Raw genomic sequence first — 15,041 nt, forward strand, 5'->3', positions numbered from 1 at the left:
TCCGCATATCCCTTCGCCGAAGCGAAAGTGCGACCCGCCCTGCGGCGAGGGGCGTCTGATATGTCGCTCGAAGACTCGTGTCAACGGCCATATCGAAGAAGCGACAATTCGCTGCTGTGCGACACCCGAATTCGTGTGGATAGTCGCCAAGAACAGCTGTGGGGCCTGATCATCCGGACCCTTGTTTTTCCCAGACCGGCGTTAGGGAAAGCAGGTCTAGTTGCGATCGTTTCTCAATGTGCCTCGGGCGTTTGAAGCGTTGACGACAGTGGGCTACAACCCGCTCGATTCAAGCCAAGGGCTGTCATGACCGCCTTCCTTCTCCAGTATCTGCCGATCGTGATCTTCCTAGGGATCGCGGCGGCTATCGGCATCGTCTTCATTCTGGCGGCAGCCGTGTTCGCGCCGAGGGCGCCGGACCCGGAAAAGCTCTCCGCGTACGAATGTGGCTTCAACGCCTTCGACGACGCGCGCATGAAGTTCGACGTCCGGTTCTATCTGGTGTCGATCCTCTTCATCATCTTCGACCTGGAAGTGGCGTTCCTGTTCCCCTGGGCGGTCACGCTGATGAAGCTGCCGCACGACGCGGCCCAGTTCGCCTTCTGGTCGATGATGACCTTCCTGGGCGTGCTGACCGTCGGCTTTATCTATGAATGGAAGAAGGGCGCCCTCGAATGGGAGTGATCGTTCCCGCCACCACCGTTCCGGCGCTTTCTGGCGGCCGCTCGACGGTCGAGGGCTATGACCCCAAGCTGCACGACCCGTTCTTCGACGGCGTCTCGCAACAGCTGGCCGACAAGGGCTTCATCACGGCCGCCGCCGACGATCTGATCACCTGGGCACGCACGGGCTCGCTGATGTGGATGACGTTCGGCCTGGCGTGCTGCGCCGTCGAGATGATGCACTCGGCCATGCCGCGCTACGACCTGGAGCGCTACGGCTTCGCGCCGCGCGCCAGCCCGCGTCAGTCGGACGTGATGATCGTCGCCGGCACGCTGACCAACAAGATGGCTCCGGCCCTTCGCAAGGTCTACGACCAGATGCCGGAGCCGCGCTACGTCATCTCGATGGGCAGCTGCGCCAATGGCGGCGGCTACTACTATTACAGCTACAGCGTCGTGCGCGGCTGCGACCGCGTCGTGCCGATCGACATCTACGTGCCGGGCTGCCCGCCCACGGCCGAAGCCCTGGTCTACGGCGTGCTGCAGCTCCAGAAGAAGATCCGTCGCATGGGTACGATCGAGCGATGAGCCAAGATCTCGAAACCCTGGGCCAGGACATCGTCGCCCGCGCGCCCGGCGTGCTGGGCCATTCGGTGGCGTTTGGCGAACTGACGATCGTGGCCAAGGCCGAGGGCGTCGTCGACACCCTGACCTTCCTGCGTGACGACGCCGCGACCCGCTTCCACCAGTTGGTGGACCTGACGGCGGTCGACTATCCCGAGCGCGCCGCGCGCTTCGACGTGGTCTACCACCTGCTGTCGATGGTGAAGAACACGCGCATCCGCTTGAAGGTGATGACGGACGAGGACACCCCGGTGCCCAGCGTCACGCCGGTGTTCCCGGTCGCCGACTGGTTCGAGCGCGAGGCGTTCGACATGTACGGCGTGTTCTTCTCGGGCCATCCGGACCTGCGCCGGATCCTGACCGACTACGGCTTCCACGGCCATCCGCTGCGGAAGGACTTCCCCATGACGGGTTATGTGGAAGTTCGCTACGACGACGAGCTCAAGCGCGTCGTGTACGAACCCGTCAAGATTACCGAGTTCCGTGCGTTCGATTTCCTCTCGCCCTGGGAAGGCGCCAAGTACGCGCTGCCCGGTGACGAGAAGGCTCAATAGCGAGCAGGGGATGATCACTCATGGGTTTGCGACGGCCGACGTTCCGTTCCGCCACCTCGTTCTTTCTGGTCGCCTTTTCGACTGCGTTCCTGATGACCATCGGGATGCGGCTGACGGGGTGGTTCACCAAGGCGCCGGTGATCAGTCCGGAGCAGAACAAGTCGTTGGGCGTCGCGATCATGGTTTCGGTGATCATGCTGGCCGTCGGCGCCAGCATCCGGCGAATGGAAGTGGCCGAGCTGCGCAGCGCGCTGCTCGGAGCGGCTTCCGTCCTGCTGGCTCTGCCGCTCTCACAGGCCGCGATTTCTCAAAGCTGGGACGTCGCGACCACCATCATCACCTTGCTGGGCGTGGTTCTGCTGATCGCAGGACTGCTTGTGTCGCTCAGCATCGAGCAGCGTAACGAAGGTCCGTAGCCATGACCGGCACGAACTCGCCCGCCGCGGCGACCGACTTCTTCCGTGACGAACCGACGACTCCGGCCATCCCGGAGACGCCCGTCCGCAAGTTCAACATCAACTTCGGCCCACAGCACCCGGCCGCGCACGGCGTGCTGCGCCTGGTGCTGGAGCTGGACGGCGAAATCGTCGAACGCGTCGATCCGCACATCGGCCTGCTGCATCGCGGCACCGAGAAGCTGATGGAAGCGCGCACCTACCTGCAGAACATCCCGTACTTCGACCGCCTCGACTACGTGGCGCCGATGAACCAGGAGCATGCGTTCTGCCTGGCCATCGAGAAGCTGCTGGGCGTCGAAGTGCCCAAGCGCGGCCAGATCGTCCGCGTGCTGTTCTGCGAGATCGGCCGGATCCTGAACCACCTGCTGAACGTGACCACCCAGGCCATGGACGTCGGCGCCCTGACGCCGCCGCTCTGGGGCTTCGAGGAACGCGAGAAGCTGATGATCTTCTACGAGCGCGCTTGCGGCGCTCGTCTGCACGCCAACTACTTCCGTCCGGGCGGCGTCCACCAGGACCTGACGCCCGAGCTGATCGACGACATCGAGACCTGGGCGAAGGCTTTCCCCAAGATCTGCGACGACATCGAAGGCCTGATCACCGACAACCGTATCTTCAAGCAACGCAACGTCGACATCGGCGTCGTGAGCAAGGAAGACGCCTGGGCCTGGGGCTTCTCGGGCGTGATGGTGCGCGGTTCGGGCATCGCCTGGGATCTGCGCCGCAACCAGCCGTACGAGAACTACAACGAGTTCGAGTTCGACATCCCGCTGGGCAAGAACGGCGACTGCTACGACCGCTATCTGTGCCGCATGCAGGAAATGCGTGAGAGCACCAAGATCATCCTGCAGGCCGTCGCCATGCTGCGCGGCACGCCGGGTCCAGTGCTGACCGAGGACAACAAGGTCAGCCCGCCCCGTCGCGCCGAGATGAAGCGCTCGATGGAAGCCCTGATTCACCACTTCAAGCTCTATACCGAGGGCTTCAAGACGCCGGAAGGCGAGGTGTACGCGGCCGTCGAGGCCCCCAAGGGCGAGTTCGGCGTCTACGTCGTCAGCAACGGCACCAACAAGCCGTACCGCGTGAAGATCAAGGCTCCGGGCTTCTCGCACCTCGCGGCCATGGACTGGATGAACCGCGGCCACCAGCTGGCCGACGTCTCGGCCATCCTGGGCTCGCTCGACATCGTGTTCGGCGAGGTCGACCGGTGAGCCTGGAAGCTATCGCCCAGGCGCAACTCGACGCCTACAACGCTCAGGACCTGGACGCCCACTGCGCCCACTTCGCCGACGACGTCGTCGTGGCGGGCCTGAATGGCGACGTGGCGCGCACGGGCCTCGACGCCTATCGCGCCTTCTACGCCAAGACCTTCGCCGAGTTCCCCAAGAACAACGCGAAGCTGCTGAACCGCATCGTGGTCGGGTCCAACGTGATCGACCACGAGCATGTCGACCGCGGCAACGGCGATGCGCCGTTCCAGGTCGCCGCCATCTACACCTTCAAGGGCGACAAGATCGTCCGCGTGGATTTCGCCCGATGAGCGCCCTGAAATGAGTGTGAGACGTCTCGCCAAAGAGCAGCCCGCCAGCTTCGCCTTCTCCAAGGACAGCCAGGCCAAGGCCGATTGGTGGAAAGCCAAGTATCCCGCCGTCCGCAAACAGTCGGCGGTGATCCCGATGCTGTGGCTGGCCCAGAAGCAGGAAGGCTGGATTTCCGAGCCGGCGATCCAGGAGATCGCCAAGCAGCTGGAAATGCCGGTCATCCGCGTGCTGGAAGTGGCCACCTTCTACGTGATGTTCCAGCTGCAGCCGGTCGGCAAGGTCGCCTTCGTGCAGCTGTGCGGCACCACGCCGTGCCAGCTGCGCGGCGCGCTGGACCTGAAGGCCGTGCTGAAGGCCAAGATCGGCGACGCCAACCACGTCTCGGCCGACGGCAAGTTCAGCTGGGAAGAGGTCGAGTGCCTGGGCGCGTGCTGCAACGCCCCGATGGCCGCGATCAACGACTACTACTACGAGGACCTGACGCCGGAGAGCCTGGCCCAGATCCTGGACGACTTCGCGGCCGGCAAGGACCCGAAGCCGGGCAGCTACGAAGGCCGCGTGTCGTCGGAGCCGAAGGGGGCGATCCACACCCTGACGGACCCGAAGCTGTACGACGGCTCGTACGCCAAGAAGATCAAGATTCCGAACCTGCCCGAGAAGCCCAAGGCTACGAAGGCAAAGCCGGAGCCGACCGCCTAACATGACCGCCGACGCCGTCCTCCAGAAGAAGCGCCTGACCGTGATGATCGCCATCACCTCGGTCTGCTTCGTGCTGGCCGGCGTGGCGATCGTTGGCGCGGTGTCGCTGAAGATCGACTGGCTGCTGCCGGTCTTCTTCGTGGCGCTGGTCGGGGGTCTTGGCTCGCAGATCTGGTTCATCCTGGGCTGGATGCGCGCGGCCAAGAGGGAAGGGACTTCGTCATGATCGACGACAGCGCCCTGAACACCCGCAAGGCGGCCTATTTCGACACCATCCGGGCCCTCGGCCGCCGCGAACGCGGCATGGGGCTCGTGGCGTGCATGGTCGGCGCGATCCTGTTGATCTGGGGTCGCACCGCGCAAGGCGCGCCGTTCTGGGCGGTTGTCGCCGGTCTCGTCACGATTGGCGCGGGCTGGCTGCTTTTCGCCTATGTCATCATTCGTCGGACGCGCTATGTGCGCGCCCATCCATTCGATCCGCAAAGCTGAGTCATGGTCGGTATCCTCGAAGACAAGGACCGCATCTTCACGAACCTCTACGGTCTCCAGGATTGGGGCCTCGAGGGCGCGAAGAAGCGCGGCTGCTGGAATGGCACCAAGGACATCCTGGACGCCGGGCGCGACTGGATCATCGACAACATGAAGAACTCCGGCCTGCGCGGCCGGGGCGGCGCCGGTTTCTCGACCGGCCTCAAGTGGTCGTTCATGCCCAAGGAAGTGAAGGACGGTCGTCCGCACTACCTCGTGGTCAACGCCGATGAATCCGAGCCGGGCACCTGCAAGGACCGGGAGATCATGCGGCATGACCCGCACCTCCTGATCGAAGGCTGCCTGATCGCCTCGCGCGCCATGCTGGCCCACGCCTGCTACATCTACATCCGTGGCGAGTACGTCTTCGAGCGCGAGCGCCTGGAAGCGGCGATCAAGCAGGCGTACGAGGCCAACCTCGTGGGCAAGAACAACGTCCATGGTTGGGACTTCGATATCTACGTCCACCACGGCGCCGGCGCTTACATCTGCGGTGAAGAGACCGCTCTGCTGGAAAGCCTGGAAGGCAAGAAGGGCCAGCCGCGCCTGAAGCCGCCGTTCCCGGCTGGCGCTGGCCTCTACGGCATGCCGACCACGGTCAACAACGTCGAGAGCATCGCCGTCGCCGGTACGATCCTGCGTCGCGGCGCCGCGTGGTTCGCGGGTTTCGGCCGTCCCAACAACGCCGGCACCAAGCTGTTCTGCGTCTCGGGCCACGTGAACCTGCCCTGCAACGTCGAAGAAGCCATGAGCATCCCCTTCCGTCAGCTGATGGAAGACCACTGCGGCGGCATCCGCGGCGGCTGGGGCAACCTCAAGGCCGTCATCCCGGGCGGCTCGTCGGTTCCGATGATCCCGGCCGAGCAGTGCGAAGACCTGCCGATGGACTTCGACGCCCTGCGGAACCTGAAGTCGGGTCTCGGCACGGCCGCCGTCATCGTCATGGACAAGGACACCGACCTGGTCCGCGCCATCGCCCGCCTGTCGTACTTCTACAAGCACGAGAGCTGCGGCCAGTGCACGCCCTGCCGCGAAGGCACCGGCTGGATGTGGCGCGTCATGGAACGCATGGCGACCGGCGAGGCCGATCCGAAAGAGATCGACACCCTGCTGGACGTCACGACCCAGGTCGAGGGTCACACCATCTGCGCCCTGGGCGACGCGGCCGCCTGGCCGATCCAGGGTCTGTTCCGCCACTTCCGCCACGAGGTGGAGGAGCGGATCGCTTCCTATCGTAGCGGTCGCCTGCACGTGCAGGGCGCCAAGCTGATCGCGGCGGAGTAACAAGAATGGCTATCGCCAAGGTCAACGGCGTCGAGGTCGAGTTCGAGCCCGGCATGACGGTTCTGCAAGTCGCGGAACTGGCTGGGGAAGAGATCCCGCGCTTCTGCTATCACGAACGTCTGTCCATCGCCGGCAACTGCCGGATGTGCCTGGTCGAGGTTAAGCCCGGCCCGCCGAAGCCGCAGGCGTCTTGCGCCCTGCCGGCCGCCGAGGGCCAGGAGATCTTCACCAAGACTCCGATGGTCAAGAAGGCCCGCGAAGGGGTGATGGAGTTCCTGCTCATCAACCACCCGCTGGATTGCCCGATCTGCGACCAGGGCGGCGAGTGCGACCTGCAGGACCAGGCGGTCGGCTACGGCCGCGACGACAGCCGCTACGACGAGAACAAGCGCGCGGTCGAAGAGAAGGCCATGGGCCCGCTCATCAAGACCGTGATGACGCGCTGCATCCAGTGCACCCGCTGCGTCCGCTTCATCACCGAAGTCGCCGGCTCGCCGGAGATCGGCCTGATCTCGCGCGGCGAAGACGTTGAAATCACGACCTATCTGGGCGCGGCGGTGACGTCGGAGCTCAGCGCCAACGTGATCGACCTGTGCCCGGTCGGCGCCCTGACCTCCAAGCCCTACGCCTTCGAAGCCCGTCCGTGGGAACTGAAGAAGACCGAGAGCGTCGACGTCATGGACGCCCTGGGCTCGTCGATCCGCGTCGACGCCCGCGGCGCGGCCGTGCTGCGCGTCCTGCCGCGCATCAACGAGGACGTCAACGAAGAGTGGATCTCGGACAAGACGCGCTACGCCGTCGACGGCCTGGGCCGTCAGCGCCTGGACCGTCCGTATGTCCGCGTGAACGGCAGCCTGAAGCCGGCCACCTGGGCCGAAGCCTTCGCCGCCGTCGCTGGCAAGATCAAGGCGACCGCGCCGGACCGCATCGGCGTCATCGCCGGCGACCTGCAGGACGCTGAAAGCCTGAAGGCGACCAAGGACCTCTTCACCGCCCTGGGCGTGAAGAACCTGGATAGCCGCCAGGACGGTTCGGCCCTGGGCGCTGGCCCGCGCGAAAGCTGGCTGTTCAACTCGACCCTGGCCGGCATCGAGAATGCCGACGTGGTGCTGTTCGTCGGCGCCAATCCGCGCCTTGAGGCCCCGGTCCTGAACGCTCGCTTCCGCAAGCAGTGGATCGCCGGCAAGACCCGCTTCGGTGTCATCGGCGAGCAAGCCGACCTGACGTTCGACTATGACTACCTTGGCGCTGGCGCCAAGACCCTGTCGGGCCTGGCCAAGGCCAAGAACGACTTCGTCGCCGCCCTGAAGGCCGCCGAGCGTCCCGCCATCATCATCGGCCAGGGCGCTCTGTCGCGCGCCGACGGCGGCGCGATCCTCAAGGCCGCCGCCGGCCTCGCCAAGACCGTCAAGGTCGTGCGTGAAGGCTGGAACGGCTGGAACGTCCTGCACACCGCCGCCGCGCGCGTGGCCGGCCTCGACATGGGTTTCGTCCCGGCCGAAGGCGGTCTGGCCGCTAGCGACATGCTGAAGCCGGGCGCCGTGGACGTCCTGTTCCTGCTGGGCGCCGATGAGTGCGAGGCCTCGGCTTCGAGCGCTTTCAAGATCTACCTGGGCACGCACGGCGACGCCGGCGCGCACAAGGCCGACGTGATCCTGCCGGGCGCCGCCTACACGGAAAAGAACGGCCTGTATGTGAACACCGAGGGGCGCGTCCAGCTGGGCCGCCGCGCGGTGTTCCCGAAGGGCGAGGCCAAGGAAGACTGGTCGATCCTGCGCGCCCTGTCGGAAGTGCTGGGTCACAAGCTGCCCTACGACAGCCTGGACCAGCTGCGCGCCAAGCTGTTCGCCGACCACCCGACCTTCGGCCAGATCGACTATGCGCCCGGTTCGGTCGCCACGTCGTTCGATGTCGGCGCCCTGGGCGCTGACGGCGAAGCCTCGGACGCGCCGTTCGAAAGCCCGATCAAGGCTTTCCACCTGACCAACCCCATCGCGCGCGCCAGCGTGACCATGGCCGAATGTGCGGCCGTGGCTTCCGGCGCCGCCAAGATCGCGGCGGAGTAGACCGTGGGCCCGACGAATCCGCTTCTCTGGTTTGGTCTCACGACGGGCGGCATCCTGCTGGTCGTGATCTGGGTTCTGCTGAGCCTGGCCTTCCTGCTGCTCGCCGACCGCAAGATCTGGGCCGGCGTCCAGATGCGCAAAGGTCCCAACGTCGTTGGTCCCTTCGGCCTGCTGCAGTCCTTCGCCGACTTCTTCAAGTTCGTGCTGAAGGAAATCGTCATTCCGGCCGGCGCCGACAAGGCGATCTTCCTGCTGGCGCCGCTGGTCAGCCTGATCTTGGGCTTCGTCGGCTGGGCCGTGGTGCCGTTCGCGCCGGGCTGGGTCGTGTCGAACCTCAATGTCGGCATCCTGTACCTGCTGGCGATGAGCTCGCTGGGCGTCTACGGCATCATCATGGGCGGCTGGGCTTCGAACTCGAAGTATCCGTTCCTGGGCGCCCTGCGTTCGGCCGCTCAAATGGTGTCGTACGAAGTCTCGATCGGCCTGATCATCATCACGGTGATCCTGCTGGCCGGTTCGATGAACCTGTCGACCATCGTCGAGAAGCAGTCGGGCTGGTTCTGGAACTGGAACGTCTTCGGCGGCGGCCTGAAGAACATCATCCTCGTGCCGGTCATGATCGTCTCGATGGGCATGTTCTACATCTCGGCCCTGGCCGAGACGAACCGCCCGCCCTTCGACCTTCCGGAAGCCGAATCCGAACTCGTGGCCGGTTACCAGGTCGAGTACAGCTCGACCCCGTACCTGCTGTTCATGGTCGCCGAGTATTCGAACATCGTCCTGATGTGCGCCATGATCAGCGTGCTGTTCTTCGGCGGCTGGAACCCGGGCTTCCCGATCACCTTCACGGCCGGCTGGCCGCCGTTCCTGGTCAACTTCCTGTTGGCCTTGGTGTTCTACGCCAAGATCGTCTTCTGGTTCTTCATGTTCGCCATGGCGAAGGCCATCGTGCCTCGCTACCGCTACGACCAGCTGATGCGCCTGGGTTGGAAGGTGTTCCTGCCGACCTCGCTGGTGCTGGTGGCCGCGGTCGCCGCGTGGCGCGTGTTCGGTCCGGGGGCCTGATGCGCCGCGCCCTGATCCTTGCTGTAGGCCTTTCCGGCCTTGCCCTGACGGCCTGTGCGGGCGTCGCGGCGGCGGATCGGTCCTATTCGCTGGGCGATGGGGTCGTCAGCTACGACGACCTGCGTCGCGAAGGCGACAAGTGCAAGGCCTCGGGCGGGATCATCCAGGCCAAGCAGGACGGGGGAGACCCCGCCCAGCTGTCGAACTACACCTGCGTCATTCCCAAGGCTGGGAAATGAGGCGGATTGTCCTCGGGATCGTGACGGTGGGCCTCCTGGCCGGCTGTTCGACCTGGGGACGCGGTATTCAGCGACCGCCGCAGCGGACGCACGATGAGCAGGTCGAGGCGCGACGAGATCGCGACGCCAAGACCAACAAATGCGTCATCGAGCAGACGATGCGGCGGCAGCAGAAAGAGCAGGGCAGGGACGTCCGTCCTTTCCCCAAGGAAAAGTGTTAGGAGAGCTCTGGTGTTCCAGCGCATCACTCAAGCGGCCAAGGGCGCGGCCCTTCTGGACTTCGCCGGCGCCTTCGGCCTGGCCATGAAGTACCTGGTCGCGCCGAAGAAGACGGTGATCTACCCGAACGAGCGTGGCCCGCAGTCGCCCCGTTTCCGGGGTGAGCACGCTCTGCGCCGTTATCCGTCGGGCGAGGAGCGCTGCATCGCGTGCAAGCTGTGCGAGGCCATCTGCCCCGCCCAGGCGATCACGATCGAAGCCGAACCGCGCGAGGACGGCAGTCGCCGCACGACCCGCTACGACATCGACATGGTCAAGTGCATCTACTGCGGTCTGTGCCAGGAGGCCTGCCCGGTCGACGCCATCGTGGAAGGTCCGAACATCGAGTTCGCGACCGAGACCCGCGAAGAGCTCTACTACGACAAGGAACGCCTTCTCGATAACGGCGACCGTTGGGAACGCCTGATCGCGAAGAATCTGGAGTTGGACGCGCCCTACCGCTAAGGGAGGGGCGAATCCGAAGCGGGCGGCGCGTCGTTCTGGCGGGCCGTCGTTGGACTTAAGTTATCAGGGGAGCCCTGGGCCGATGCCCTTGCAGGCGATCGCTTTCTATTTGCTGGCATTCGTGACCATCGCGGCGGGTCTTCTCGTCGTGTCGGCGCGCAATCCCGTGCACTCGGTGCTCTTCCTGATCACCGCCTTCTTCTCGGCCGCCGGCCTCTTCGTCCTGTTGGGCGCGGAGTTCCTGGCGATGCTGCTGATCGTCGTCTACGTCGGCGCGGTGGCGGTGCTGTTCCTGTTCGTCGTCATGATGCTGGACGTCGACTTCGCCGAGCTCCGCCAGGGCTTCGCCCAGTACCTGCCGATCGGCGGTCTGGTCGGGGGCATCCTGACGCTGGAGATGGTGTTCGTCGCCGCCACGGTGGCCACCAACGGCGCGGCCTCGAAGAACCCGCTGCCGAACGCCTCGCCGGGCGGCGTCCCCAACACCGAAGCGATCGGTCGCGTGCTCTACACCGATTACGTCTTCTTCTTCCAACTGGCGGGCCTGGTGCTGCTGGTCGCCATGATCGGCGCCATCGTCCTGACCCTGCGCCACAAGCCGGGCGTCAAGCGCCAGGACATCGGCAAGCAGGTGGCCCGCACGCCCAAGACCGGCATGGAGCTGGTCCAGATCAAGCCGGGTGAGGGGATCTCCGAATGATCGGCCTGCCGCACTATCTCGTCGTCGCCGCGATCCTCTTCACGATCGGCGTCTTCGGCATCTTCGTGAACCGCAAGAACATCATCGTCATCCTGATGTCGATCGAGCTGATCCTCTTGGCGGTGAACATCAATCTCGTGGCGTTCTCGGCCTACCTGCACGACGTGGCGGGGCAGATCTTCGCCATGTTCGTGCTGACCGTCGCCGCCGCCGAGGCGGCCGTGGGTCTGGCCATCCTTGTGACCTTCTTCCGAAACCGCGGCGACATCGCGGTTGACGACGCCAGCATGATGAAGGGCTAAGCGACGTCATGCAGACGCTTGTCACCATTCTCGTTTTCGCGCCGATCATCGCCGCGGCCATCGCCGGCCTGTTCGGCCGCCGCATCGGCAACGTGGCCTCGCAATCGGTCACCACCGGCGCGCTGATCCTGGCCTGCGGCCTGTCCTGGTACACGTTCAGCCAGTGGACCTGGGGGCACATGGAGGCCTTCACCGTCCACCTGCTGCCGTTCATCAGCATCGGCGACTTCCAGGCCAACTGGTCGATCCGCATCGACGCCCTGTCGGCGACCATGCTGATCGTGGTCACGACGGTTTCGGCCCTCGTGCACATCTATTCCTGGGGCTACATGGCCGAGGACGACAGCAAGCCGCGCTTTTTCGCGTACCTGTCGCTGTTCACCTTCGCCATGCTGTCGCTGGTCACCGCCGCCGACTTCATGCAGCTGTTCTTCGGCTGGGAAGGCGTGGGCCTGGCCTCGTATCTGCTGATCGGCTTCTGGTTCAAGAAGCCCTCGGCCAGCGCCGCGGCCATCAAGGCCTTCGTGGTCAACCGCGTCGGCGACTTCGGTTTCGCCCTCGGCATCATGACCACCTTCTGGGCCTTCGGCACGATCCAGTTCGCCGAGCTGTTCCCGATGATCGCCAGCCATGCCGGCAAGACCTGGGAATTCGCCGGTCACACCTGGCCGCTGATGGATATCGCCTGCTTCCTGCTGTTCATCGGCGCGATGGGCAAGTCGGCGCAGTTCTTCCTGCACACCTGGCTGCCGGACGCCATGGAAGGCCCGACCCCGGTCTCGGCCCTGATCCACGCGGCCACCATGGTGACCGCCGGCGTCTACATGCTGTGCCTGCTGTCGCCGATGTTCGAATACGCCCCGGTGGCCAAGAACATCGTCACGGTCATCGGCGCGGTGACGGCCCTGTTCGCCGCCACGGTCGGCCTGACCCAGAACGACATCAAGCGCGTGATCGCCTATTCGACCTGTTCGCAGTTGGGCTACATGTTCTTCGCGGCCGGCGTCGGCGCCTATCAGGCGGCCATGTTCCACCTGTTCACCCACGCCTTCTTCAAGGCCTTGCTGTTCCTGGGCGCCGGTTCGGTGATCCACGGCATGCACCACGAGCAGGACATGCGGAAGTACGGCAATCTGGCCAAGCTGCTGCCGGTGACCTTCCTGGCCATGACGATCGGCACGATCGCCATCACGGGCCTGGGCTTCCCGCCGCTGCACCTGGGTTTCGCCGGCTTCTACTCGAAGGACACCATCATCGAAGCGGCCTTCGCCGCCGGTGGCCACAATTCGATCGCCATGTTCGCGTGGGTGATCGGCGTGCTGGTGGCGGGTCTGACCTCGTTCTACTCGTGGCGCCTGGCCTTCTTCACCTTCAACGGCAAGGCCCGTTGGGGTCATGACGACCACCACGCTCACGACGATCATGCGCACGACGCCCATGGCGCCGCGCACGAGACGCACGACGAGCCTCTGGCCGATGACCACGCGCACGACGACCACGGCCATGGCCATGGTCACGACCACAAGCCGCACGAGAGCCCTTGGGTGATGCTGTTCCCGCTGGTCGTGCTGTCGCTGGGCGCGATCCTGGCCGGCTTCGTGTTCGTCGACTACTTCGTCGGCCACCACCAGGAAGAGTTCTGGCGCGGCGCCATCTACACCGCCCCGACCAACCACGTGCTGCACCAGGCGCACGAAGTGGCCGAGTGGGTGAAGTGGAGCCCGCTGATCGCCTCGCTGCTTGGCCTGCTGATCGCGGTCTATGTCTACCTGATCAAGGGCAACGAGCGCCTGGGCCTGAAACTGGCCGAGCGCAAGGGTCCGCTGTACGTCTTCTTCTACAACAAGTGGTTCTTCGACGAACTCTACGCGGCCACGTTCGTGCGCTTCGCCAAGTTCCTCGGCGACCTGTTCTGGAAGGGCGGCGACCAGAAGATCATCGACCGGCTGGGCCCGGATGGCGTTTCCAACCTCTCGTATGAGATCGGAAAGCGCACCGGCAAGCTGCAGACCGGCTATCTCTACCACTACGCGTTTGTCATGCTGCTCGGCGTCGCCGGTCTGCTGACCTTCGCCCTGTACGCCTTCCGTTGAGGGGGACGGAGCTAATGAGCGGCCTTCTCAGCCTTACGACCTTCGCGCCGATCGTCGGCGTCGCGGTGATCCTCGCCGCGCGCGCCTTCAACGGCGAGAGCGCCAAGACCGACACGCTGGCCAAGTGGATCGCGCTCGTGACCACCTTGGTCACGTTCGGCCTGTCGATCGTCCTGACCCTCCAGTTCGACCCGAAGAACTCCGGCTTCCAGTTCGTGGAAGACTTCGCTTGGTTCGCGGGCATCCACTACCGCATGGGCGTCGACGGCATTTCGGTGCTGTTTGTCCTGCTGACCGCGTTCCTGCTGCCCATCTGCATCATCGCCAGCTGGAAGTCGGTCGAGAAGCGCGTCGTCGAGTACCTGATCGCCTTCCTGGTCCTGGAGACCCTGGTGATCGGCGTGTTCTGCGCGCTGGATCTGATCCTCTTCTATCTCTACTTCGAGTTCAGCCTGGTTCCGATGTTCCTGATCATCGGCATCTGGGGCGGCAAGCGCCGGATCTACGCGGCCTACAAGTTCTTCCTCTACACGCTGCTGGGTTCGATCCTGATGCTGGCCGCCATCCTGGCCATGATCAACATCGCCGGCACCTCGTCGATCCCGACGCTGATGACGTTCAAGTTCGCGCCGTGGCTCCAGACCTGGCTGTGGCTGGCCTTCTTCGCCTCGTTCGCCGTGAAGATGCCGATGTGGCCGGTGCACACCTGGCTGCCCGACGCTCACGTGGAAGCCCCGACGGCCGGTTCGGTCATTCTGGCCGGCATCCTGCTGAAGCTCGGCGGTTACGGCTTCATGCGCTTCAGCCTGCCGATGTTCCCCAATGCCTCGGAGATGTTCCAGCCGCTGGTGTTCGTGATGTCGGCCATCGCCATCGTCTACACCTCGCTGGTCGCCTTCCGTCAGACCGACATCAAGAAGCTGATCGCCTATTCGTCGGTCGCCCACATGGGCTTCGTGACCATGGGCATCTTCTCGGGCAACGCGGCGGGCGAGCAGGGCGCTCTGTTCCAGATGCTGAGCCACGGGGTGATCTCCGGCGCGCTCTTCCTCTGCGTCGGCGTCGTCTATGACCGCATGCACACCCGCGAGATCGCTTTCTACGGCGGCCTGACCAACCGCATGCCGCACTACGCCTTCGTGTTCCTGCTGTTCACGATGGGCAATGTCGGCCTGCCGGGCACCTCGGGCTTCGTCGGTGAAATCCTGACGATGACCGGCGTCTACAAGGCCTCGACCTGGACGGCGATCGTGTCGGCCACCGGCGTGATCCTGTCGGCCATGTACGCCCTGACCCTGTACCGCCGGGTCATGTTCGGCGAGATCACCAATCCCGAGCTCAAGACCATCACGGATCTGGACGCTCGCGAGATCCTGCTGTTCGTGCCGCTGATCGCGATGACCCTGATCCTGGGCGTCTATCCCAATCTCGTGTTCAACCTGACCGCGACGTCCGTCGACGCGCTCGTCGGCGCCTGGCGCGCCGCCGTGGGCGGGTGAGGAG

At 64.8% G+C, this 15,041-nt stretch carries 18 protein-coding genes; all 18 read left to right on the top strand.

The features are described 5' to 3' along the window. The first annotated feature begins 306 nt into the window (after positions 1-306). Positions 307-684 carry an NADH-quinone oxidoreductase subunit A gene (locus tag AC07NF_RS03150; protein WP_494631081.1) on the top strand — a complete coding sequence of 126 codons (378 nt, stop codon included), beginning with the start codon at positions 307-309 and terminating at the stop codon, positions 682-684. Beyond that, entirely contained in the window at positions 654-1,250 is a 597-nt protein-coding gene (locus AC07NF_RS03155; protein WP_492081828.1) for a NuoB/complex I 20 kDa subunit family protein, read from the top strand. Before AC07NF_RS03150 ends, AC07NF_RS03155 begins: the two co-directional genes overlap by 31 nt. Beyond that, a complete protein-coding gene (locus AC07NF_RS03160; protein ID WP_454716355.1) occupies positions 1,247-1,840 on the top strand; it encodes an NADH-quinone oxidoreductase subunit C in 594 nt (197 codons plus the stop codon). The genes AC07NF_RS03155 and AC07NF_RS03160 overlap by 4 nt, the downstream gene beginning before the upstream one ends. Positions 1,841-1,860: 20 nt before the next feature. Next, positions 1,861-2,256 carry a hypothetical protein gene (locus AC07NF_RS03165; RefSeq protein ID WP_492810942.1) on the top strand — a complete coding sequence of 132 codons (396 nt, stop codon included), beginning with the start codon at positions 1,861-1,863 and terminating at the stop codon, positions 2,254-2,256. Positions 2,257-2,258: 2 nt separating this feature from the next. After that, positions 2,259-3,509, top strand: coding sequence for an NADH-quinone oxidoreductase subunit D (locus AC07NF_RS03170; RefSeq protein ID WP_494631067.1), 1,251 nt, complete (start codon positions 2,259-2,261; stop codon positions 3,507-3,509). After that, a complete protein-coding gene (locus AC07NF_RS03175; RefSeq protein WP_454716350.1) occupies positions 3,506-3,838 on the top strand; it encodes a nuclear transport factor 2 family protein in 333 nt (110 codons plus the stop codon). Before AC07NF_RS03170 ends, AC07NF_RS03175 begins: the two co-directional genes overlap by 4 nt. 10 nt (positions 3,839-3,848) lie before the next feature. After that, entirely contained in the window at positions 3,849-4,538 is a 690-nt protein-coding gene (nuoE, locus tag AC07NF_RS03180) for an NADH-quinone oxidoreductase subunit NuoE (RefSeq protein WP_492810938.1), read from the top strand. Position 4,539: 1 nt separating this feature from the next. Next, complete coding sequence (locus AC07NF_RS03185; RefSeq protein ID WP_454716348.1) at positions 4,540-4,764, top strand: hypothetical protein; 225 nt, start codon at positions 4,540-4,542, stop codon at positions 4,762-4,764. Continuing rightward, positions 4,761-5,027 carry a hypothetical protein gene (locus tag AC07NF_RS03190; RefSeq protein ID WP_492810935.1) on the top strand — a complete coding sequence of 89 codons (267 nt, stop codon included), beginning with the start codon at positions 4,761-4,763 and terminating at the stop codon, positions 5,025-5,027. Before AC07NF_RS03185 ends, AC07NF_RS03190 begins: the two co-directional genes overlap by 4 nt. A 3-nt stretch (positions 5,028-5,030) precedes the next feature. Then, positions 5,031-6,350 carry an NADH-quinone oxidoreductase subunit NuoF gene (gene nuoF / locus AC07NF_RS03195; RefSeq protein ID WP_492925777.1) on the top strand — a complete coding sequence of 440 codons (1,320 nt, stop codon included), beginning with the start codon at positions 5,031-5,033 and terminating at the stop codon, positions 6,348-6,350. A gap of 5 nt (positions 6,351-6,355) precedes the next feature. After that, on the top strand, positions 6,356-8,416 hold the full coding sequence (nuoG, locus tag AC07NF_RS03200) for an NADH-quinone oxidoreductase subunit NuoG (RefSeq protein WP_494631050.1): 2,061 nt from the start codon (positions 6,356-6,358) through the stop codon (positions 8,414-8,416). A 3-nt stretch (positions 8,417-8,419) separates the two neighbouring features. After that, on the top strand, positions 8,420-9,481 hold the full coding sequence (nuoH, locus tag AC07NF_RS03205) for an NADH-quinone oxidoreductase subunit NuoH (protein WP_494631046.1): 1,062 nt from the start codon (positions 8,420-8,422) through the stop codon (positions 9,479-9,481). Continuing rightward, positions 9,481-9,720, top strand: coding sequence for a hypothetical protein (locus AC07NF_RS03210; RefSeq protein WP_494631041.1), 240 nt, complete (start codon positions 9,481-9,483; stop codon positions 9,718-9,720). The genes nuoH and AC07NF_RS03210 overlap by 1 nt, the downstream gene beginning before the upstream one ends. 231 nt (positions 9,721-9,951) lie before the next feature. Continuing rightward, positions 9,952-10,443: an NADH-quinone oxidoreductase subunit NuoI gene (gene nuoI / locus AC07NF_RS03215; protein ID WP_184719347.1), complete on the top strand. Its 492-nt coding sequence runs from the start codon at positions 9,952-9,954 to the stop codon at positions 10,441-10,443. 82 nt (positions 10,444-10,525) lie between these two features. Beyond that, on the top strand, positions 10,526-11,143 hold the full coding sequence (locus AC07NF_RS03220) for an NADH-quinone oxidoreductase subunit J (RefSeq protein ID WP_291878130.1): 618 nt from the start codon (positions 10,526-10,528) through the stop codon (positions 11,141-11,143). Beyond that, complete coding sequence (nuoK, locus tag AC07NF_RS03225; RefSeq protein ID WP_013079344.1) at positions 11,140-11,445, top strand: NADH-quinone oxidoreductase subunit NuoK; 306 nt, start codon at positions 11,140-11,142, stop codon at positions 11,443-11,445. Before AC07NF_RS03220 ends, nuoK begins: the two co-directional genes overlap by 4 nt. An 8-nt stretch (positions 11,446-11,453) precedes the next feature. Continuing rightward, entirely contained in the window at positions 11,454-13,538 is a 2,085-nt protein-coding gene (nuoL, locus tag AC07NF_RS03230) for an NADH-quinone oxidoreductase subunit L (protein ID WP_494631027.1), read from the top strand. Continuing rightward, a complete protein-coding gene (locus tag AC07NF_RS03235; protein ID WP_494631024.1) occupies positions 13,535-15,037 on the top strand; it encodes an NADH-quinone oxidoreductase subunit M in 1,503 nt (500 codons plus the stop codon). Before nuoL ends, AC07NF_RS03235 begins: the two co-directional genes overlap by 4 nt. Positions 15,038-15,041: the final 4 nt, after the last annotated feature.

The sequence above is a fragment of the Caulobacter sp. GW821-FHT10A06 genome, assembly GCF_059415805.1.